Source organism: Aureimonas sp. SA4125, assembly GCF_019973775.1.
Lineage (GTDB): Bacteria > Pseudomonadota > Alphaproteobacteria > Rhizobiales > Rhizobiaceae > Plantimonas.
On the sequence record NZ_AP025032.1, the window covers coordinates 168,609 to 188,061 of the forward strand.

Here is a 19,453-nt window from a genome sequence, read left to right on the forward strand (position 1 = left end):
AGGGATGGTTTGCAAGCATGACCGCCCGGCGCTTCGTGTCGGCGGCGAACGGCAGCATCGGATTTCTGGGCCCGGCTCGCGTCCGGGCGATATCCAAAGGGGGAAATTTAGCATGGGCCTGAAACTCTTCGATCTCGGCGGCAAGATCGCGCTCGTCACGGGTTCCGGCCAGGGCATCGGCTTCTCTCTCGCCGAGGGCCTTGCCGCCGCCGGGGCGCATGTCGTCCTCAACGGCCGTGACGAAGCCAAGCTTGAGCGCGCGGCGGCGACATTGTCGGAGCGGGGCTTCGAGGTCTCCACCGCCGTCTTCGACGTCACCGATCCCGAGGCCGTCAATGCCGCCGTCGCCGGCATCGAGACGGGCGTCGGGCCGATCGACATCCTCGTCAACAATGCCGGCATCCAGCGCCGCGCGCCGCTTGAGGATTTTGCCGTCGAGACCTGGCGCGAGGTCATGCGAACGAATGTCGATTCGGTGTTCTTCGTCGGCCAGGCCGTCGCCCGCCACATGATCGCGCGCCGTCACGGCAAGATCATCAACATTGCAAGCCTCCAGAGCGAAGCGGCGCGGTATTCGATCGCGCCGTACACGGCCAGCAAGGGCGCGGTGAAGAACCTCACCAAGGGCATGTGCACCGACTGGGCGCGCCATGGCCTCCAGATCAACGCCATCGCCCCCGGCTATTTCGAGACGCCGCTGAACCAGGCGCTGATCGACGATCCCGCCTTCGACGCTTGGCTGAAGACCCGTACGCCCGCCGGTCGCTGGGGCAAGGTCGAGGAACTCCAGGGCGCCGCCATCTTCCTCGCCTCGAACGCCTCGAGCTTCGTCAACGGGCAGATCCTCTATGTCGACGGCGGCGTCCTTGCCACGCTCTGAGGCGGGAGACCGCGGCGAAGCGAGCGTGGCTTCGGGGACGGACAGGGCCGACAGGGCCGGCGACGCGGAAGGCGAGACAGGACAGGCCGGCAGGGCGGCAAATGCCGCCGGCGCGCGCCCGCCGCCGCCGCTGGTGCTGATGGGCGTTTCCGGCAGCGGCAAGACGACGCTCGGCGAGGCGCTGCGCGACCATCTCGGCTTCCGCTTCTTCGATGCCGACGGTTTTCACCCGCAAGAGAACGTCGCCAAGATGGCGGCCGGCATAGCGCTGGATGATGCCGACCGGGCGCCCTGGCTGGCGCGCCTCGCCGATCTCCTCGCCGAGGAGACGGCGAAAGGCGAGGCGGTGGCGCTCGCCTGCTCGGCGCTGCGCCGGCGCTACCGCGACCGGCTGCGGCAGGGCGCGCCGGACCTCGTCACCGTGCTGCTGGAGATCGACCGCGCCACCATCGAGGGACGGCTTGCCGGCCGCAAGGGCCACTACATGCCGCCGAGCCTCCTCGACAGCCAGCTGGCGACGCTGGAACAGCCGGACGCCGACGAGCGGGTCATCCGGGTGGATGCGCACCTGCCGGTGGAGGAGATGGTGGCGGTGATCGTCGGGGCGCTGGGGCTCGAAGCGCGGACCTGACCGAAACTGGCTCGTCTTTAGCCCTTGATGTCAGGTCGACTGTTCGTCGAGTTGATCAAGCCAGTGCTGGCAAATGGCGTTGGCTTCCACATATGCAGTCGCGGTGTTGTACGCACGCGCCGCAATCTCGTGCGATACCTACCGGGCGAATCCAAGGAGGGAGAACTCATGACTCGGAATTTTGAAGCCATGCTGGAAGCAGCGAAGAAGGTCGAGACCAGCCCACAGGATCGTGAGCAACAGCGCCGTAGTTTCGCCTACGGAAACACCGCCTACGAGAATGGCAACATCACGCGCGAGATGGTGGACCGTCAGGCGGAAGAGATGGCCGAGCGTCAGCGTGGCTGACGAGAATCGTCCTGAAAGGCACAGTCAGGCACTCGAACCGGAAATCATCAGAGATCCGATCAAGAAGGCGGAAGCGGAGGCCAGAAATGGCCTTCTCCAGTATGACTATGCTGTACAGGCGATCCATGAAGCGCTTGAGCGCGGCTCCTTCAAATTGCGGGTCTCCCTCATATTAAATCTTCAGCGAGAGGCGCTACAGGGCATAAGTGCCTATGCCGGCAATTTCAGGCCAGGAGCCGTAGAGATACGTGGGAGCAAGCACGAGCCTGCTGGGGCACATCTCGTCCCGGAGCTCGTCGAAGAAATGTGCGATTATGTAAACGATCATTGGAATGATGATCGAAATGCCCTTCACTTGGCTGCGTACGTCATGTGGCGTTTGAACTGGATTCATCCGTTTGCCGATGGAAATGGTCGGACGTCTCGTGTGTTGGCTTTTGTCCTTCTATGTAATCGCATAGGATTTGTGCTTCCCGGCGTGCCAACTTTCCCGGACCTGATTGTAGATCATCGAAGTGATTACGAAGACGCGCTGGATGCAGCGGATGCCGCATACAGGGACGGTAGCATTGACGTATCGAAAATGGAGACGCTGCTGGAAAGCTTAGTGGCCAAGCAGCTTGGAGACGTATTTGAGAAGGCGGGCGGAAAAATCTAGTTTTCGCATACTGCTCGAGGCGTAGGTTGAGACTGTGGCTTGTTCGCAGGGTCCTGTTCCAGGCGAGCGAATCATTTTGCTCGAGCTTACCCGCAATTCTCCCGCCCGCTCCTCACAAACTCGCCGCCGTCCGCGCCGCCTGATCGTAGTGCCCCGACAGCACCCGCAGCAGATGCGCGACGTTCGACATCGCGTCCGGCGAAACGCCGAGCTCGCGCGTGCCGGCGACGAGGATGGCTTCGCGCAGATCCCGGTAACGCTTGCACACCGCTTCGCCCTCGGGGGTGACCTGGATCAGCCGTTCCTTGCCCGACTTCTCGCGCTCGACGAGGCCCTTCGCCTCCAGCTTCCTGATGGCGTAGGTGGCCAGATGCGTGTCCTCGATGCCGAGGACGAGGCAGATGTCGGCAAGGCGTTTCGGCTTGCCGCGATGGGTGACGGTATGCAGGACCATGATCTCCGTCGGCGTCAGCCCGGCCTCGCCGGCGGCGGTCATGCAGCGCACCATCCAGCGCGCGAAGGCGTGGCTGGCGAGGATCATGCCGAACTCGACCTCCGACAGCGCCGGCACCGCCCCGTCGGCCAGATGCGCCGAGGAGACGATCGGCCCGAGGGGCGACGGGGTCGGCATCTGGCTGTTGTCTGTCGTCATCCTGTCCTCCGGAAGCATTCCTGCCAGCGCGTCAGGTCGGCAGGGCGCGGCCGCCTCGGCGACACCGCTCCCCGGCCCGGCGGAAAACCACCGGAGGATCGCGTGTCCGTCTCGCGCGCAGCACCGGGCGAAGACTCCCATGGAATTTGCACCGGGTCAAATACGCTGATAATCTGCGGGTAAATCATCGACGAAAAATCGAAGAGCGGAGTTCCAACCATGCAGCCAGCAGCGACAGGCGAGACATCCGGTGGGACCAACATGACGGCAGGGGCAATGCCCGGCCAGTGGGACTTCTGGATCGATCGCGGCGGCACCTTCACCGACATCATCGGCCGCTCGCCCGACGGCACGCTGACGCCGATGAAGCTGCTGTCGGAAAACCCCGGCGTCTACGACGACGCGGCGCTGCAGGGCATCCGCGAACTGCTCGGCCTTGAGGCCGGCGAGGCCTTCCCGCCCGGCCGCATCGGCACGGTGCGCATGGGCACGACGGTGGCGACGAACGCGCTCCTCGAGCGCAAGGGCGACCGGACGCTGCTTCTGATCACGCGGGGATTTCGCGATGCGCTGAAGATCGCCTACCAGGCCCGTCCCGACATCTTTGCCAAGGAGATCATCCTTCCCGAGCAGCTCTACGAGCGCGTCGCGGAGGCCAGCGAGCGGGTGCTGGCCGACGGCACGGTGGAGCTTGCCCTCGACGACAACGGCGTGCGCGAGGCGCTGGCCGCAGCAAGAGCCGACGGCATCGATTCCATCGCCATCGTCTTCATGCACGCCTGGCACTACCCGGCGCACGAACAGCGCGCCAAACGCCTCGCCGAGGTCGCCGGCTTCAGGCAGATTTCCGTCAGCCACGAGGTCTCGCCGCTGGTCAAGCTCGTCGGCCGCGGCGACACGACCGTGGTCGACGCCTATCTCACGCCGATTCTCTCGCGCTACGTCTCGCGCGTCGCCAAGGCCCTCGGCGCCAATGCCGGCGAGACGGACGCCCCCGCGCTGCAGTTCATGATGTCGTCGGGCGGCCTTACCGCCGCCGATCTCTTCCAGGGCAAGGACGCGATCCTGTCCGGTCCGGCCGGCGGCGTCGTCGGCATGGCCGAAACGGCCAAGCTCGCCGGCCACGCAAAGGTCATCGGCTTCGACATGGGCGGCACCTCGACCGACGTCACCCACTATGCCGGCGCCTATGAGCGGGTGCTGGATTCGGAAGTCGCGGGCGTGCGCATTCGAGCCCCGATGATGCGCATCCACACGGTCGCCGCCGGCGGCGGCTCGATCCTGCATCTCGACCAGGGACGCTTTCAGGTCGGCCCGGACTCGGCCGGCGCCAACCCCGGCCCCGCCGCCTACGGCAAGGGCGGTCCGCTCACCGTCACCGACGCCAATGTCATGGTCGGCAAGCTGAGGCCGGGCCTCTTTCCGGCCGTTTTCGGACCTGGGCGCGACCAGAGGCTCGACGCTGCCGTGGTCGAGGAGAAATTCGCAGCGCTGGCCGCCGAGATCGGCGATGGCCGCGACGGCCGGGAGGTGGCCGAGGGCTTCCTCACCATCGCCGTCGAGAACATGGCCAACGCCATCAAGAAGATCTCGGTGCAGCGCGGCTACGACGTCTCGCGCTATCTGCTGAACTCCTTCGGCGGCGCAGGCGGCCAGCATGCCTGCATGGTCGCCGACGCGCTGGCGATGGAGAGCGTGCTGATCCACCCGATGTCCGGCCTCCTGTCGGCCTACGGCATCGGTCTGTCCTCGCTGTTCTCGACGCGCAGCCAGGCGCTCGTCGCCCCGCTGGACGAGGTTTCCCGCGGCGCGATCGAAGGGCTGGCGGCCGACCTGTCGGCCGGCGTCACCGCGGAACTCGTCTCCCAGGGCGTCGCGGCGGAAAACCTCGCCTGCGACGTCATCCTGCAGCTGCGCTATGACGGCACCGACACGACGCTTCCGGTGCCCTTCGTCGGCGATCTCGGCGAGGCCAGGCGGCTGTTCGAGACCGGTCACAAGGCGCAGTTCGGCTTCGTCTACGAAAACCGCCCGATCGTCGTCGAAAACGTCTCGGTCGAGGCGGCCGAGCACCGCGCCGCGCCAACCGGCGCCGCCGAAACCGCCGTCGAACCCTATGATACTGTCAGCGAGAATGTCGTCTCGATCTTCACCGGCGGCGAGGCGCGCGACGCTGCCGTCTTCCACCGCGAGAACCTGGCCCTCGGCGCCCGCATCGCCGGGCCGGCGCTGATCGTCGAGCCGAACCAGACGATCGTCGTCGAACCCGGCTGGTCGGCCGCGATCACCGCGCTGAACGACGTCCTCCTCACCCGCACCGAGAAGAAGCTGCGGCATTCCGCGCTCGGCACCGGCAAGGCCGGCACGGGCGAGGGCGGCGCCGATCCGGTGCTGCTGGAGGTCTTCAACAACCTGTTCATGTCGATCGCCGAGCAGATGGGCGTGACGCTGCAGAACACCGCGTCCTCGGTGAACATCAAGGAACGGCTCGACTTCTCCTGCGCCGTCTTCGACGCGACCGGGGCGCTCGTCGCCAACGCGCCGCACATGCCGGTGCATCTGGGCTCTATGGACCGCTCGGTCGAGACGATCATCGCGCAGAACGAGGGCCGGATCCGCCCCGGCGACGTCTTCGCCCTCAACGCTCCCTATAATGGCGGCACGCACCTGCCCGACATCACCGTCGTCACCCCGGTGTTCGACGCGGCCGGCGAGGACCTCCTCTTCTACGTCGCCTCGCGCGGTCACCATGCCGATGTCGGCGGCATCGCGCCGGGCTCGATGACGCCGAGGGCGACGAAGGTCGACGAGGAGGGCGTCCTCATCGACAATCTGAAGCTCGTCGACGACGGCGTCTTCCAGGAGGCGGAACTGCGCCGCGTCCTCACCGAGCACCCCTATCCCGCGCGCAATCCCGAGCAGAACATCGCCGACCTCAAGGCGCAGATCGCCGCCAACGAGAAGGGCGTGGCCGAACTCGCCGCCATGGTCGGGTCCTTCGGCCTCGACACGGCGAGGGCCTATATGGGTTTTGTCCAGGACAATGCCGCCGAGGCCGTGCGCCTGCTCATCGACGGGCTGGAGGACTGTTCCTACGAATACCCGACCGATACCGGTCAGGTGATCAAGGTGGCGATCACCGTCGACCGGGCGAGACGCGAGGCGACGGTCGACTTCACCGGCACGTCGGCGATGATGGAGAACAACTTCAACGCCCCCGAGCCGGTGACGCGGGCGGCCGTCCTCTACGTCTTCCGCGTCATGGTGGAAAAGCCGATTCCGATGAATGCCGGCTGCCTCAGGCCGATCAAGATCGTCGTGCCCGAGGGCTCGATGCTGAAGCCGCGCTATCCCGCCGCCGTCGTCGCCGGCAATGTCGAGACCTCCCAGCACGTCACCAACGCCCTGTTCGGGGCCTTCGGTGCGCTGGCGAACGCGCAGGGGACGATGAACAACCTTACCTTCGGCAACAATCGCCATCAGTATTACGAGACGATCTGCTCCGGCTCGCCCGCAGGGCGCATGAACGACGGCCGCAGCTTTGCCGGCACTTCCGGCGTCCACGTGCACATGACGAATTCCCGGCTGACGGATCCCGAAATCCTTGAAATGCGCTATCCCGTCGTGCTCGAGGATTTCCACATCCGGACAGACACCGGCGGCGAGGGCGAACAGCGCGGCGGCGACGGCACCCGCCGCACCATCCGTTTCCTGGAGGAGATGGACTGCGCCATCCTCTCCTCCCACCGCACGCTGGCGCCCCGCGGCATCCACGGTGGCGGCGACGGCGCCATGGGCCGCACCGAGGTCCGCCGCAACGACGGCACGCTCGAACGCCTGGAGGCCTGCGACCAGACGGTCCTCCACTCCGGCGAGGCCGTGATCGTGACGACGCCGACATCGGGCGGCTTCGGCAGCGCGGAAGAGGGCGCGTGAGGGCGGGCGATTGTCATCGTCCGGCGACGCCGTGACATATTCGCTGGCTCAGGCTTCACGCGAACAAACAATACGGGATTGCCGGGCTTCGCACAGACCCGGCAAGAACGCCGATACAGCTGTCGCGCACATGCCTCGCCGGCACAAAGTGATCTTCACGGCTATCAAGCGATCGATGTCGGAATGGCGGAGAGAGCGGGATTCGAACCCGCGTTACGCTTTCACGTAAACACACTTTCCAGGCGTGCGCCTTCAACCACTCGGCCACCTCTCCATCCGGCGGCCCGATGGGACTGAACCCGTCGAGCAAGCGGCCTCGCCGGCTATCGAAGCCCAGACGAGTCGGTCGGCGCGGACCATAGTCAGAACCTGGCTGCGGTCAAGCGGCAAACAGGTGCGTGGCTGGGCGGAGTGTGGCGTTGAGCCCCAGCGCGGCGGCGGGCCTCCCGGCTCGCCGCGAAGGGGGGCTGCCGCAAGCCGGGAGTTTGGCCGCGGATCGGATGTCAAAGACGCCTGCCGAGCATCAGGCTCATCCAGGAGGGCCATCCGGATCACGCGGGAACAGCATCCGGACGGAAAGATCGGTACCGGGCCCCGCAATCTCCCTGCGTTCGCCGATCCAGAGTGCCGGTGCGCTTGTCGGCGGTGCCCGCCGATGCCATCTAGCGGCGACAGGGCGCGCGGTGCGCCGGACAGAGAAACGACGACGGGAAAGTGATGATCCGCTTTGTGTTGCGCGGCCTCGGTGCCATTCTTCTTGCTGCAGCGCTGGTCTATGCGGTGGCCGACATCGCACGCTCATTGGCCGACGAAGCGGTGGTGCTGACGCCGCTCTCGCAGGCGCTCACGGGCTTCGGCCTGCCGGCCGCCGTGCCGGAGGGGCCATCCCCGGTCGCGACCGATCTGATCGCGCGGGTTCTCGGCTGGCCCGTGTCGGTCATCTCCGGCGTGCTCGCTTTGCTGCTGCTGGCCGTCGGGCGCCCGGCACGGCGGCGTGCCGGGAAACTGTCGTCGTGATGCGGTCCCGGGGAGCAATCCGGTCCTCAGTCTGATCGCCCGGCGACGGCCCACCCATCCACGAGGACGATCGATGTATATTCTCGACATGTTCAACCGGAAGATGAAGCTGCCGTCCTCGGCCGAGACACTGCCGGGCCGTGACCAGCCGATGGCGACGGCGGATCGCCATTTCGTCAGCGGCCATTCGCTGAAGGGGCCGTTTCCCCAGGGGAGCGCCACAGCGCTCTTCGGGCTCGGCTGTTTCTGGGGCGCCGAGCGCCTGTTCTGGAGGACGAAAGGCGTCACCGTCACCGCGGCCGGCTATGCCGGCGGGACGACGCCGAACCCGACCTACCAGGAGGTCTGCACCGGCCAGACCGGCCATGCCGAGGTGGTGTTCGTCGCCTATGATCCCTTGGTGATCAGCTATGCCGCGCTTCTGAAGCTTTTTTTCGAGAGCCACGATCCGACGCAGGGCATGCGCCAGGGCGACGACATGGGCACGCAATACCGCTCCTGGCTGGGTGTCGCGGGCCCTTCCGAGCGTGCCGTGGCCGAAGCCGTCCGATCCGCCTATCAGGCCGCGCTGACGGCCGCGGGGCACCGCGGGAGGATCACGACCGAGATTGCCGACAACGCGCCCTTCTACTACGCCGATGCCGACCAGCAGCAGTATCTGGCGAAACACCCCGGCGGTCACTGCGGATCGGGCGGCACCGGCATCGCCTGCCCGCTCACTCTTGTGACCGCATCCTGAGCGCGAAAGCGGCAGGAGAGCGCGGCGACCGCAATCTGTGCAGGGCCACAGATTCCAGGTGCGGATTCAAGTGCGCCGTGCCAGTCTTTGCCGGCGTGGCCGGTCTGTCGGCCGACAAACCCCGGCGAGGCAGCGCGCGACCAGCGGGCGCCGGCCGCCGACGACCAAGGAGCCGAGACTGATGAAAGCCTTTGCGACGACCTTTCTGGCCGCGACCTTCCTGACCGGCCTTGCCGCATCCGCCGCCGAAATCAGCCCGGCGGTCGTCTACGATCTCGGCGGCAAGTTCGACAAGTCCTTCAACGAGAGCGCCTATGATGGCGCCGAGCGATACAAGAAGGATGCGGGCGCCGAATACCGCGACTTCGAGATCCAGAACGATTCGCAGCGCGAACAGGCGCTTCGCCGCTTCGCCCAGCGCGGCGCCTCGCCGATCGTCGGCGTCGGCTTCAGCCAGGCGGAGGCGATCAAGAAGGTCGCCACCGAATTCCCCGAGACCAAGTTCGTCATCATCGACGCCGTGGTCGATCTGCCGAACGTGCGCTCGGTGCTGTTCTCGGCCGAACAGGGCTCCTATCTCGTCGGCGTGCTCGCGGCGATGAAGTCCGGCACCGGCACGGTCGGCTTCGTCGGCGGCATGGACATCCCGCTCATTCGCACCTTTGCCTGCGGCTATGCCGGCGGCGTCAAGTCGGTGAAGCCCGACGCCAAGATCGTGGAGAATATGACCGGCACGACGGGCGCCGCCTGGAATGATCCGGTGCGCGGCGGCGAACTGGCCAAGGCGCAGATCGACCAGGGCGCGGACGTCATCTTCCACGCCGCGGGCGGCACCGGCATCGGCGTTCTGCAGGCGGCGGCCGACGCCGGCAAGTTCGGCATCGGCGTCGATTCCAACCAGAACGCCCTCCATCCCGGTCACGTCCTGACCTCGATGGTCAAGCGCGTCGACAACGCCGTCTACAAGGCCTTCGACGACGCGGCCAAGGACAAGTTCACCGCCGGCGCCGAGACGCTGGGCCTCGCCGAGGACGGTGTCGGCTACGCCGCCGACGCCAACAACGAGGCGCTGATCACGCCCGAGATGAAGGCCGCTGTCGAGAAGGCCAAGGCCGATATCGTCGCGGGCACCGTGAAGGTGCACGACTACAATTCGGATAGCGCCTGCCCCTACTGAGTTGGAGGCGAAGCGTGACGCCGACGCTGCTTCTTCTCCCCGGCGGGGAGAAGGTCGCGGCAGCGGAATGAGGGGCGGCGCAGCCGGGTTGCGGGTGAGGAAGACCTCTTGCTGAGGAGCGCGTTTTCCGGAGAGGGTGTTCGCCTTCGGCGCCCCTCATCGCCCTGCCGGGCGCTTCTCCCCGGTGGGGAGAAGAAGCACGTAGCCTCATCTTCAACGCATCGCGCCAGGGCGCTGCGTTCGTTCCACGCGCGCGTCAGTAATGCGGCGGCTTCGTCACCTCGGGAGCGGCGCCGTCGCCGGAAGCCTCGGCGCGGTCGAGCATCTGGCGCACCGCCTTCTGCAGGCGGTCGATCGCCAGCCATTGCTCGCGCACCATGTCGGAGAGCTCCTCGATGCTGCGCCCCTGGTGGGCGATCGTGCTTTCCAGCTGGTCGAGCCGATGGGCGTCGCTCATGGAAGGTCTCCTTCATTGTCCGTTCCGGCCGAACGGCCCGACGGCGGCGGCTCCGGCCGCCCGAGACGCCGCTGAAACCATGAAGCGCCAAGGTTTGTCGAGGGCGATCTCGCGCCGGTGCCCTGCAAGGGCACTGGTCATCGCCGAGGTGGCTGACTAAGGTCCGGCCGGGCAGGCAGCGTTGAGAGCATTGATGGCGGCGATCGAACTGATCGGGATCTCGAAGAGTTTCGGCGCGGTCCGGGCCAACCACGACATCCGACTGACGGTCGAGAAGGGCACGATCCACGGCATTGTCGGGGAGAACGGCGCCGGCAAGTCGACGCTGATGTCGATCCTCTACGGCTTCTACCAGGCCGATGCCGGCGAGATCCGCGTCGACGGAAAGAGGGTCGAGATCACCGACACCAATGCCGCGATCGCCGCCGGCATCGGCATGGTGCACCAGCACTTCATGCTCATCGACAATTTCACCGTGGTCGAAAACGTCATGCTCGGCGCCGAGCAGTCGGGCTTCCTCTCCGCCGGCATCGGCCGGGTGCGCAAGGAGCTGAAGCGGCTCGAGACCGAGCACGGGCTCGACGTCGATCCCGATGCCATCGTCGGCGAACTGCCGGTCGGCCTGCAGCAGCGCGTCGAGATCCTGAAGAGCCTCTACCGCCGTGCCGACATTCTCATCCTGGACGAGCCGACGGGCGTGCTCACCCCGGCCGAGGCGGACCAGCTGTTTTCCGTGCTGCGGCAGCTGCGCGACGAGGGGCGCACGATCATCCTCATCACCCACAAGCTGCGCGAGATCATGGCGGTCACCGACAGCGTCTCGGTCATGCGGCGCGGCGAGATCGTCGCCACGCGCCCCACCGCCGAGACGAGTGTCGGGGAACTGGCCGAGCTGATGGTTGGTCGCCGCGTCCTCCTCTCGGTCGATCGCCCCCCGGCCGCGCCCGGCGCCGCGCGCCTGGCGGTGCGCGACCTCACCGTGCGCGACGGCCGCGGCGTGGCGATGGCGAAGAACGTCTCCTTCGAGGTGAGGGCGGGCGAGATCGTCGGCATCGCCGGTGTCGCCGGCAATGGCCAGTCGGAGCTTCTGGAAGCCATATCCGGCATTCGCCGTGCCGAAAGCGGCCGCATAGATGTCGCCGGCCACCGGCTGGATCCGGCGAGCGGCGAGGGCGACCCGGCCTTCATGCGCCGCATTGGCCTTGCCCACGTCCCGGAAGACCGCCACCATATGGGGCTCGTGCTGGCGTTCGAGGAGTGCGAGAACGCCATGCTCGGCTACCATGGCGTCCGACGCTATGCCCGGGGCGGCCTGCTCGACATCGGCACGATGAGGCGCGACGCGCGACGCGGGATCGAGGCCTACGACATCCGCCCGCCCGACTGCCGGCTGAAGACGGCGAATTTTTCCGGCGGCAACCAGCAGAAGATCGTTCTGGCGCGCGAGATGGAGCGTGATCCGGCTGTGCTGCTGATCGGCCAGCCGACGCGCGGCGTCGACGTCGGGGCGATCGAGTTCATCCACCGCCGCATCGTCGCCATGCGCGATGCCGGCAAGGCAATTCTTCTTGTCTCGGTCGAGCTCGACGAGATCCGCGCGCTGTCGGACCGGATCCTCGTCATGTTCGACGGCCGCATCGTCGGCGAGCGGCCGAGCGGCGCCGACGAGGCCGAGCTCGGCCTGCTGATGGCGGGGGTCGAAAGCCATGCGAAAGCGGAGGTGGCATGAAGGACGCGCGAATTTCCCTGGTGACGCTCGCCGTCGACGATCTCGAGCGCGCCGCCGCCTTCTATGTCGCGCTCGGCTGGCAACGCACCAATGCCGGCAATGCGAACATCGTTTTCCTGCAGGGCGAGCGGATGGCGCTGTCGCTCTTCGGCCGCAAGGATCTGGCCAAGGATGTCGGGGTCTCGCTGGAGGGCAATGCGCCCTATCCGAACATCACCCTGGCGATCAACATGCCGAGTGAAACGGCCGTCGACCGCCTGTACGATATGGCCATGGAGGCCGGCGGGCGGGAGATCAAGCGGCCGGAGCCGGCCTTCTGGGGCGGCTATTCCGGCTATTTCGCCGATCCCGACGGCCACCTCTGGGAGCTCGCCTACAACCCCTTCGTCAAAATGACGAAGCGGGGCCATCTCGATCTCCTGCGCTCCGCGGCCAAGGACGGCGCGGCATGAGCCGTCCCTACGCCAAGCTGCCGCCTATCGTCGACTACGGCCTGATCCCGCTTCTCAACGTCCTCCTCGCCTTTGCGGTGGCCGGCATTGTCGTCGCCATCGTCGGGGAGTCGCCCGTGGAAGCCGCGACGCTCATGCTGCGCGGAGCCTTCGGCTATGGCGAAGGGATCGGCTTCACGCTCTACTATGCCACCAACTTCATCCTGACCGGTCTTGCCGTCGCCGTTGCCTTCCATGCCGGGCTGTTCAACATCGGCGGCGAGGGGCAGGCCTATCTCGGCGGCCTCGGGGTCGCGATCGTCGCGCTATCGCTCGGCGACGTCGCGCCCTGGTGGGTGACCTTGCCGGTGGCGGTCGTCTCGGCTGCCGCCTTCGGCGCGCTCTGGGCCTTCCTTCCGGCGATCCTGCAGGCGCGGCGCGGCGCCCACATCGTCATCACCACCATCATGTTCAACTTTATCGCCGCCAGCCTGATGAACTATCTGCTGGTCGGGCCGCTGAAGCTTGAGGGGTCGATGCAGCCGGCGACCCGCACCTTTGCCGAAGGCGGGCAGGCGCCGAAACTCGGTTCCCTGTTCGAAGCGCTCGGCCTCGACCTCGGCGGCGCGCCGCTGAACGTCACCTTCTTCGTCGCCCTTCTCGCCGCCGTCGGAGTCTGGGTGCTGATCTGGCGCACCCGCCTCGGCTACGAGCTGCGCACGCTCGGGCACTCGCCGCGGGCGGCGCGCTATGCCGGAATGAACGAGGTCCGGCTGATCGTCGTCGCCATGGCGATCTCCGGGGCGCTCGCCGGCATGATGGCGCTGAACCCTGTCATGGGCGACCAGGCCCGCCTGCAGATCGACTTTCCCGAGGGCGCCGGCTTCGTCGGCATCGCCGTCGCCCTGATGGGGCGCGGCCATCCCGCCGGCATCATCCCCGCCGCGCTCCTGTTCGGCGTGCTCTACCAGGGCGGGGCGGAACTTGCCTTCGACATGCCCGGCATCTCGCGTGACATGATCGTCATCATCCAGGGCCTCGTCATCCTCTTTGCCGGGGCGATGGAGAACATGATCCGGCCGGGCGTCGGCGCCTTCTACCACCGCATCGCGCTCAGGCCCGCCGCGCTGCCGGCTGCCAGGGAGACGCCGTGATGGATCTTTCCATGGCCATCAATATCGCCGATTCGGCGATCCGGCTGTCGACGCCGCTGCTTTTCGCCGCGCTCGCCGGCCTTTATTCCGAGCGTGCCGGCATCTTCGACATCGGGCTCGAGGGAAAGATGCTGATCTCGGCCTTCTTCTCGGCCGTCGGCGCCAGCATCACAGGCTCGGCGGTCCTCGGGCTCGGCTGCGGCATCCTCGCCGCCGTCTTCTTCTCGCTGGTGCACGGTCTTGCCTCCATCACCTATCGCGGCAACCAGATCGTCTCCGGCGTCGCGCTGAACTTCGTCGCCGCCGGTCTCACCGTGCTGCTCGGGCAGAACTGGTACGGCCAGGGCGGCCGCACGCCGGCCTTGACGGGCGCGGAGCGTTTCGGCGACGTGACGCTGCCGGGCGCATCGGCACTCGGCGAGGTGCTTTTCGTCGGACCGATCCTGCGCGACCTCGTCTCCGGCCAGAACGTCCTCGTCTATGTCGCCTTCCTGATGGTGCCGGTGACCTGGTTCGTGCTCTTCCGCACCCGCTTCGGCTTGCGCATGCGCGCCGTCGGCGAGAACCCGGCGGCGGTCGACACCGCCGGCATCTCCGTCGCCTGGCTGCGCTATCGCGCGGTGATCATCTGCGGCGTTCTCACCGGTTTTGCCGGCACCTATCTGGCGCTGGCGCAATCGGCCGGCTTCAACCGGGACATGAGCGCCGGCAAGGGCTATATCGCGCTCGCCGCGCTGATCTTCGCCAAGTGGCGGCCGGTGCCCTTGATGGGCGCCTGCCTCCTCTTCGGCTTCCTCGACACCGTGTCGATCCGCATCCAGGGCGTCCAACTGCCCTTCGTCGGCACGGTCTCGGTGCAGTTCGTCCAGGCGCTGCCCTATATCCTGACCGTGGTGCTCCTTGCCGGCTTCGTCGGCAAGGCGGTGCCGCCCAAGGCCGGCGGCGTGCCCTATGTGAAAGAACGATGAGCGTGCGCGTCGAGGGACTGCGCGCCGGCAAGGAAACTTCCCATGGCTGACGACCTTTTCGCGCTGGCGCGCTCGGCGATGCGCAAGGCGCATGCGCCCTATTCGAAATTTCCGGTGGGCGCGGCGATCCGCACCCATGACGGACGGATCTATGCCGGCTGCAATATCGAGGTTGTGAGCTTTCCCGAGGGCTGGTGCGCCGAGACGACGGCGATCGGCCACATGGTGATGGACGGTGGCGGCCGCATCGCCGAGGTCGCGGTGCTGGCCGAGAAGCTCGCGCTCTGCACGCCCTGCGGCGGCTGCCGACAGCGCATCGCCGAATTCGGCTCGCCCGAGACGAAGGTGCATCTGTGCGACGAGACCGGCGTGCGCGAGACGCTGCGCCTCGGCGACCTGTTTCCGCGTGGCTTTGCGGCGGAAAATCTCGGATGAGCGTCGATCTGAATCTTCTGAAAGATCGGCTCGGTGGCCGCAGCGCCCGCATCGCGATGATCCTCGGCTCCGGCCTCGGCGGTCTCGTCGACGAGGTCGAGGATGCCCTTCGCATTCCCTATGGCGATATCCCCGGCTTTCCCCGCAGCGGCGTCAGCGGGCATTCGGGCGAGTTCGTGTCGGGCCGGCTCGCCGGCGTCCCGGTCATCATCCTCTCCGGCCGCATCCACTTTTACGAACAGGGCGACGCCGCGGCGATGCGCCCGGCGCTGGAGGCGCTGAAGGCGCTCGGCGTGGAAATCCTCGTCCTGACCAATGCCGCGGGATCGACCCGGCAGAACCTTTCGCCGGGCTCGGTCTTGCTGATCGACGACCACATCAACTATTCCGGCCTGAATCCCCTGATCGGCGAGACCTCGGACGCGCGCTTCACCGGCATGACCGAAGCTTATGACGCGGGGCTGCGCGCCCATATGCGCGCGGCAGCTGAGCAAGCGGACGTGCCTCTGCCGGGCGGCGTCTACATGTGGTTCTCCGGCCCGTCCTTCGAGACGCCGGCCGAGGTGCGCATGGCGCGGCTTCTCGGCGCCGACGCCCTGGGCATGTCCACCGTGCCGGAGACGATCCTGGCCCGCTTTCTCGGCCTGAAGGTGGTGGCGGCCTCGGTGGTGACGAATTACGGTGCGGGAATGACCGGGGCGGAACTCTCGCATGCCGAGACCAAGGACGTCGCGCCCCAAGGTGGGGCGATCCTCGCCCGTATCCTGAAGGCGGCGCTGCCGCGCTTCTGAGCCAGTCCTGGCGCGGCTGCCTCCCGAGCCCGCCTACCGTTGTTGAAAGTGCTGAGATGACCGACCCTAGAGACGCCGCGCGTGCGCTGATCGCCTGCCTCGACCTGACCGACCTGAACGCGGACTGCACCGAGGCCGATGTCGCGGCCCTTTGCGAGCGCGCCGACACGCCGGCGGGACCCGTCGCGGCGATCTGCATCTGGCCGCGATTCGTCGCCGGCGCCCGTGCCGGCATCGCGCCCGGCATCCGCATCGCCACGGTCGTGAACTTTCCGCAGGGGTCGGACGATCCGGCACGGACCGCGCGCGATGCGGCTGCGGCGTTGGCGGGCGGCGCCGACGAGATCGACATGGTGATCGACTATCGCAGGCTTGCCGACGATCCAGCCTATGTCGAGAGACAGGTGCGCGCGGTGAAGGTGGCCGTCGGCCCGGCCGTCCTGAAGGCGATCCTGGAGACCGGCGAACTCCAGCAAGCTGACCTCATCGCCGAGGCGTCGCGGGCGGCACTGGCCGGCGGCGCGGATTTTCTGAAGACCTCGACCGGCAAGACCGCCCGGCACGCCAGCCTCGACGCGGCAAGGATCATGCTGGAGGCGATTGAAGCCGGCGGCGGCAGCGCCGGCTTCAAGGCCTCGGGCGGTATCAAGACCTTCGAGGACGCTCTCGCCTACCACGACCTCGCCGAAGAGATCTGCGGCGCCGGCTGGGCGACGCCCAACCGTTTCCGCATCGGCGCCTCGGGCGTTCTGGCCGATCTCCTGGCGGTCGCCGCCGGCACGCCCCGCGCCACCGCAAGGGGCGCCTACTGATGCTGCCGCAGGAATTCATCCGCGCCAAGCGCGACGGCGGCACGCTGGCCGCCGAGGACATCAAGGCCTTCATCGCCGGATTCGAGGGGGAGCGCGTCACCGAGGGTCAGGTGGCCGCCTTCGCCATGGCGGTGTTCTTCAACGGCATGGCGCCGGCCGAAACGGTGGCGCTGACCGAGGCGATGCGCGATTCCGGCGACACGCTCGACTGGTCCGGCCTCGATCGCCCGATCCTCGACAAGCACTCGACCGGCGGCGTCGGCGACAATGTCTCGCTGATGCTGGCCCCGATCGTCGCCGCCTGTGGCGGGGCGGTGCCGATGATCTCCGGCCGGGGTCTCGGCCATACCGGCGGCACGCTCGACAAGATGGAATCCATCCCCGGCTATTCCGTCACGCCCGACAACGCCTTGTTCCGAAAGACTGTCGCCGAGGTCGGCTGCGCAGTGATCGGCCAGACCGGTCGCCTCGCCCCGGCCGACGCGCGCTTCTACGGCATCCGCGACGTCACCGCGACGGTGGAGTCGATCCCGCTGATCACCGCCTCGATCCTGTCGAAGAAGCTCGCCGCCGGTCTCGGCGGCCTCGTGCTCGACGTCAAGGCCGGCTCTGGCGCCTTCATGGCGCGCGAGGAGGACGCCCGGGCGCTGGCAGCAAGCCTCGTCGCCGTCGCCAATGGGGCGGGGTTGAAGACCACGGCTCTCTTGACGGGAATGGACGAGCCGCTGGCGTCCGACGCCGGCAATGCGGTCGAGGTGCGCAATGCCGTCGATTTTCTTACAGGCACGCGGCGCGACGCGCGGCTCGCCGACGTCACCCTGGCGCTGGCCGCCGAGATGCTGGCGCTGGGCGGTCTCGCCACCGATGCCGCTGACGGACTGAGACAGGCCCACGCCGCCCTCGACGACGGCCGGGCGGCGGAAATCTTCGGCCGCATGGTTGCCGCCCTTGGTGGCCCCACGGATTTCGTCGCGCGCATGGATCACTATCTGCCGGCGGCAGACGTCGTGCGTCCTGTCCTGGCCGGCGAGGGCGGGTTCGTCACCGCCATCGACACCCGCCGCATCGGCCTTGCCGTCGTCGCCCTCGGCGGCGGGCGGACACGGCCGCAGGATCCTGTCGACCATGCCGTCGGCCTCACCGGGCTTGCCGGCCTCGGGCGGGCGATGGCACAGGGCGAGCCGCTCTGCTTCGTTCACGCCCGATCGGCGCAATCTGCGGAGATGGCGGCGGAGATGGTTCGCGCGGCCTACACCTTCGGCGAGACGGCACCGCAGACACGGCCAGCCGTCATCGATCGCTTCGGAAGAGGCTGAGCGACCCTATTCGACGAGGCTCAGGCGTCCGTCCTCGACATCGAAGCGTTTCAGCTTGGACAGAAAGCTCATGCCGAGAAGGGTCGTCGGCATGACATCGCCCTTGGTGACCAGCGCCTCGACATCGCGGACATCGACCTGGCCGATGGTCACGCGGTCGAGCGTCGCCAGTGCCACGGCGGTTTCGCCATTGGCCGTCTGAGCCTTGAAGCGGAAGGCGTCGGAACGGATCTGCAGGCCGAGCCGACGGGCCGTCGTCTCGCTCATCGACACATAAGTGGCTCCGGTATCGACGAGCACGGCGATCGGGCGGCCGTTCAGCCGGGCTTCCGTGCGAAAATGGCCGTCGCTGTCAGCCTGCAGTTGCGCCACGCGGCCGGCATAGGTCGGCGTCGTTGCCGCCTTGACCACGGCGGGCGCGGGATCCACTGCCTCGGCGTTCTGCGCGCTCGCCACCCTGTCCCGGTACTCCTGGAAGGCCGAGGGAAAGGCGAAGGCGATCGCCGAGGCACCGGCGGCCAGGATCAGGAATTTTTGGATCAAGGACCGCCCTCCGCGTTGGCAGATCCACCGGCGCGCGCGATGGACCTCGTGTCGGCGCAGCCTCGCATGCCAGCCTTAACGCGGGTCCGTCGACGCGCCGAAAGCCGGGGCCAATCGATCGGGACGGTTGATGCGGGGTTAAGCTATTTCGTCCCGTACATCCGGTCGCCCGCGTCGCCGAGGCCGGGAACGATATAGCCCTTCTCGTTCAGATGGCTGTCGATCGAGGCGGTGAAGATCGGGATGTCGGGATGGGCGGCGCGAAAGCGCTCGATGCCTTCGGGCGCGGCGAGAAGGCAGAGGAAGCGGATATTGGACGCACCGCGCTTCTTGAGCTGGTCCATCGCCGCGATGGCCGAATTGCCGGTCGCCAGCATCGGGTCGACGACGATCACCAGCCGGTTGACGAGATCCTCCGGCGCCTTGAAGTAGTATTCGACCGGCATCAGCGTCTCGTGATCGCGGTAGACGCCGATATGGGCGACGCGGGCGGCGGGCACGAGGTCGAGCATGCCCTCGAGGAGGCCGTTGCCGGCCCGCAAAATCGAGGCGAAGACGAGCTTCTTGCCCTCGAGAACAGGCGAATCCATTTCCACCAGCGGCGTCTCGATGCGCATGGTGGTGAGGTCGAGATTGCGCGTCACCTCATAGCAGAGGAGGGTTGAAATCTCCCGGAGAAGGCGGCGAAAGCTCGCCGTCGAGGTCTCCTTGTTGCGCATGATGGTCAGCTTGTGCTGGACCAGCGGGTGATCGATGACGGTGACGCCGTCCATGCGCAG

Annotated in this window: 20 protein-coding genes and 1 tRNA gene; 16 read left to right on the forward strand and 5 right to left on the reverse strand. The window is 67.2% G+C overall.

Annotated features, from left to right (window positions below; genetic code table 11):
* Positions 1-112: 112 nt before the first annotated feature.
* The 4 genes from Sa4125_RS00825 to Sa4125_RS00840 all read left to right on the forward strand — a co-directional run bounded on the left by Sa4125_RS00825 (position 113) and on the right by Sa4125_RS00840 (position 2,517).
* Positions 113-880 carry an SDR family oxidoreductase gene (locus Sa4125_RS00825; RefSeq protein WP_224002715.1) on the forward strand — a complete coding sequence of 256 codons (768 nt, stop codon included), beginning with the start codon at positions 113-115 and terminating at the stop codon, positions 878-880.
* A 25-nt stretch (positions 881-905) separates the two neighbouring features.
* Positions 906-1,511 (forward strand): gluconokinase, encoded by a 606-nt coding sequence (locus Sa4125_RS00830; protein WP_224002717.1) that lies wholly within the window; start codon positions 906-908, stop codon positions 1,509-1,511.
* 168 nt (positions 1,512-1,679) lie between these two features.
* The gene (locus Sa4125_RS00835) at positions 1,680-1,859 is read left to right on the forward strand and encodes a hypothetical protein (RefSeq protein WP_224002719.1); all 180 of its coding nucleotides are present in this window, start codon (positions 1,680-1,682) and stop codon (positions 1,857-1,859) included.
* Positions 1,852-2,517, forward strand: a complete 666-nt coding sequence (locus tag Sa4125_RS00840; RefSeq protein WP_224002721.1) for a Fic family protein — start codon at positions 1,852-1,854, stop codon at positions 2,515-2,517. The genes Sa4125_RS00835 and Sa4125_RS00840 overlap by 8 nt, the downstream gene beginning before the upstream one ends.
* A 112-nt stretch (positions 2,518-2,629) precedes the next feature.
* On the opposite strand, the gene Sa4125_RS00845 is transcribed toward Sa4125_RS00840, so the two are convergent.
* Positions 2,630-3,169: a winged helix DNA-binding protein gene (locus tag Sa4125_RS00845; RefSeq protein WP_224002723.1), complete on the reverse strand. Its 540-nt coding sequence runs from the start codon at positions 3,167-3,169 to the stop codon at positions 2,630-2,632.
* A 276-nt stretch (positions 3,170-3,445) separates the two neighbouring features.
* Between Sa4125_RS00845 and Sa4125_RS00850 the strand changes: the two genes are divergently transcribed.
* Positions 3,446-7,105, forward strand: a complete 3,660-nt coding sequence (locus Sa4125_RS00850) for a hydantoinase B/oxoprolinase family protein (protein WP_224007390.1) — start codon at positions 3,446-3,448, stop codon at positions 7,103-7,105.
* Between the two features lie 184 nt (positions 7,106-7,289).
* Here the strand turns inward: Sa4125_RS00850 and Sa4125_RS00855 are convergent.
* A tRNA-Ser gene (locus tag Sa4125_RS00855) sits at positions 7,290-7,379 on the reverse strand.
* A gap of 443 nt (positions 7,380-7,822) precedes the next feature.
* Between Sa4125_RS00855 and Sa4125_RS00860 the strand changes: the two genes are divergently transcribed.
* The 3 genes from Sa4125_RS00860 (at position 7,823) to Sa4125_RS00870 (ending at position 10,038) form a co-directional block, all read left to right on the forward strand.
* Entirely contained in the window at positions 7,823-8,122 is a 300-nt protein-coding gene (locus tag Sa4125_RS00860; protein WP_224002725.1) for a hypothetical protein, read from the forward strand.
* 73 nt (positions 8,123-8,195) lie between these two features.
* Positions 8,196-8,861: a peptide-methionine (S)-S-oxide reductase MsrA gene (msrA, locus tag Sa4125_RS00865; RefSeq protein WP_224002727.1), complete on the forward strand. Its 666-nt coding sequence runs from the start codon at positions 8,196-8,198 to the stop codon at positions 8,859-8,861.
* Positions 8,862-9,042: 181 nt separating this feature from the next.
* Entirely contained in the window at positions 9,043-10,038 is a 996-nt protein-coding gene (locus Sa4125_RS00870) for a BMP family ABC transporter substrate-binding protein (RefSeq protein WP_224002729.1), read from the forward strand.
* A 256-nt stretch (positions 10,039-10,294) separates the two neighbouring features.
* Here Sa4125_RS00870 and Sa4125_RS00875 read toward each other — a convergent pair whose 3' ends face one another.
* Entirely contained in the window at positions 10,295-10,495 is a 201-nt protein-coding gene (locus Sa4125_RS00875) for a SlyX family protein (RefSeq protein ID WP_224002731.1), read from the reverse strand.
* A 193-nt stretch (positions 10,496-10,688) separates the two neighbouring features.
* On the opposite strand from Sa4125_RS00875, the gene Sa4125_RS00880 reads away from it, so the two are divergent.
* From Sa4125_RS00880 to deoA, 8 genes are read left to right on the forward strand one after another with little or no spacing between them, the layout of a single operon-like run.
* Entirely contained in the window at positions 10,689-12,224 is a 1,536-nt protein-coding gene (locus Sa4125_RS00880; RefSeq protein WP_224002733.1) for an ABC transporter ATP-binding protein, read from the forward strand.
* The gene (locus tag Sa4125_RS00885) at positions 12,221-12,676 is read left to right on the forward strand and encodes a VOC family protein (RefSeq protein ID WP_224002735.1); all 456 of its coding nucleotides are present in this window, start codon (positions 12,221-12,223) and stop codon (positions 12,674-12,676) included. Before Sa4125_RS00880 ends, Sa4125_RS00885 begins: the two co-directional genes overlap by 4 nt.
* Positions 12,673-13,809: an ABC transporter permease gene (locus Sa4125_RS00890; RefSeq protein WP_224002737.1), complete on the forward strand. Its 1,137-nt coding sequence runs from the start codon at positions 12,673-12,675 to the stop codon at positions 13,807-13,809. Before Sa4125_RS00885 ends, Sa4125_RS00890 begins: the two co-directional genes overlap by 4 nt.
* On the forward strand, positions 13,809-14,777 hold the full coding sequence (locus Sa4125_RS00895; protein ID WP_224002739.1) for an ABC transporter permease: 969 nt from the start codon (positions 13,809-13,811) through the stop codon (positions 14,775-14,777). Before Sa4125_RS00890 ends, Sa4125_RS00895 begins: the two co-directional genes overlap by 1 nt.
* 42 nt (positions 14,778-14,819) lie before the next feature.
* Positions 14,820-15,212: a cytidine deaminase gene (locus tag Sa4125_RS00900; protein WP_224002741.1), complete on the forward strand. Its 393-nt coding sequence runs from the start codon at positions 14,820-14,822 to the stop codon at positions 15,210-15,212.
* Entirely contained in the window at positions 15,209-16,003 is a 795-nt protein-coding gene (locus tag Sa4125_RS00905; RefSeq protein ID WP_224002743.1) for a purine-nucleoside phosphorylase, read from the forward strand. Before Sa4125_RS00900 ends, Sa4125_RS00905 begins: the two co-directional genes overlap by 4 nt.
* A gap of 56 nt (positions 16,004-16,059) precedes the next feature.
* Positions 16,060-16,815 carry a deoxyribose-phosphate aldolase gene (gene deoC / locus Sa4125_RS00910; protein WP_224002745.1) on the forward strand — a complete coding sequence of 252 codons (756 nt, stop codon included), beginning with the start codon at positions 16,060-16,062 and terminating at the stop codon, positions 16,813-16,815.
* The gene (gene deoA, locus Sa4125_RS00915; protein ID WP_224002747.1) at positions 16,815-18,131 is read left to right on the forward strand and encodes a thymidine phosphorylase; all 1,317 of its coding nucleotides are present in this window, start codon (positions 16,815-16,817) and stop codon (positions 18,129-18,131) included. Before deoC ends, deoA begins: the two co-directional genes overlap by 1 nt.
* A 6-nt stretch (positions 18,132-18,137) precedes the next feature.
* Here the strand turns inward: deoA and Sa4125_RS00920 are convergent, their stop codons facing one another.
* Together Sa4125_RS00920 and upp are read right to left on the reverse strand one after the other, a co-directional pair.
* Positions 18,138-18,674 carry a TIGR02281 family clan AA aspartic protease gene (locus tag Sa4125_RS00920; protein WP_224002749.1) on the reverse strand — a complete coding sequence of 179 codons (537 nt, stop codon included), beginning with the start codon at positions 18,672-18,674 and terminating at the stop codon, positions 18,138-18,140.
* A gap of 143 nt (positions 18,675-18,817) precedes the next feature.
* Complete coding sequence (gene upp / locus Sa4125_RS00925; protein WP_224002751.1) at positions 18,818-19,447, reverse strand: uracil phosphoribosyltransferase; 630 nt, start codon at positions 19,445-19,447, stop codon at positions 18,818-18,820.
* Positions 19,448-19,453 lie beyond the last annotated feature (6 nt).

Bases quoted from the DNA above. Each gene is read 5' to 3' on its own strand.
- Sa4125_RS00825 (WP_224002715.1), top strand. From the start codon at position 113: ATGGGCCTGAAACTCTTCGATCTCGGCGGCAAGATCGCGCTCGTCACG.
- Sa4125_RS00835 (WP_224002719.1), top strand. From the start codon at position 1,680: ATGACTCGGAATTTTGAAGCCATGCTGGAAGCAGCGAAGAAGGTCGAG.
- Sa4125_RS00845 (WP_224002723.1), bottom strand. From the start codon at position 3,169: ATGACGACAGACAACAGCCAGATGCCGACCCCGTCGCCCCTCGGGCCG.
- Sa4125_RS00850 (WP_224007390.1), top strand. From the start codon at position 3,446: ATGCCCGGCCAGTGGGACTTCTGGATCGATCGCGGCGGCACCTTCACC.
- Sa4125_RS00860 (WP_224002725.1), top strand. From the start codon at position 7,823: ATGATCCGCTTTGTGTTGCGCGGCCTCGGTGCCATTCTTCTTGCTGCA.
- msrA (WP_224002727.1), top strand. From the start codon at position 8,196: ATGTATATTCTCGACATGTTCAACCGGAAGATGAAGCTGCCGTCCTCG.
- Sa4125_RS00870 (WP_224002729.1), top strand. From the start codon at position 9,043: ATGAAAGCCTTTGCGACGACCTTTCTGGCCGCGACCTTCCTGACCGGC.
- Sa4125_RS00875 (WP_224002731.1), bottom strand. From the start codon at position 10,495: ATGAGCGACGCCCATCGGCTCGACCAGCTGGAAAGCACGATCGCCCAC.
- Sa4125_RS00880 (WP_224002733.1), top strand. From the start codon at position 10,689: ATGGCGGCGATCGAACTGATCGGGATCTCGAAGAGTTTCGGCGCGGTC.
- Sa4125_RS00885 (WP_224002735.1), top strand. From the start codon at position 12,221: ATGAAGGACGCGCGAATTTCCCTGGTGACGCTCGCCGTCGACGATCTC.
- Sa4125_RS00890 (WP_224002737.1), top strand. From the start codon at position 12,673: ATGAGCCGTCCCTACGCCAAGCTGCCGCCTATCGTCGACTACGGCCTG.
- Sa4125_RS00895 (WP_224002739.1), top strand. From the start codon at position 13,809: ATGGATCTTTCCATGGCCATCAATATCGCCGATTCGGCGATCCGGCTG.
- Sa4125_RS00900 (WP_224002741.1), top strand. From the start codon at position 14,820: ATGGCTGACGACCTTTTCGCGCTGGCGCGCTCGGCGATGCGCAAGGCG.
- Sa4125_RS00905 (WP_224002743.1), top strand. From the start codon at position 15,209: ATGAGCGTCGATCTGAATCTTCTGAAAGATCGGCTCGGTGGCCGCAGC.
- deoC (WP_224002745.1), top strand. From the start codon at position 16,060: ATGACCGACCCTAGAGACGCCGCGCGTGCGCTGATCGCCTGCCTCGAC.
- deoA (WP_224002747.1), top strand. From the start codon at position 16,815: ATGCTGCCGCAGGAATTCATCCGCGCCAAGCGCGACGGCGGCACGCTG.
- upp (WP_224002751.1), bottom strand. From the start codon at position 19,447: ATGGACGGCGTCACCGTCATCGATCACCCGCTGGTCCAGCACAAGCTG.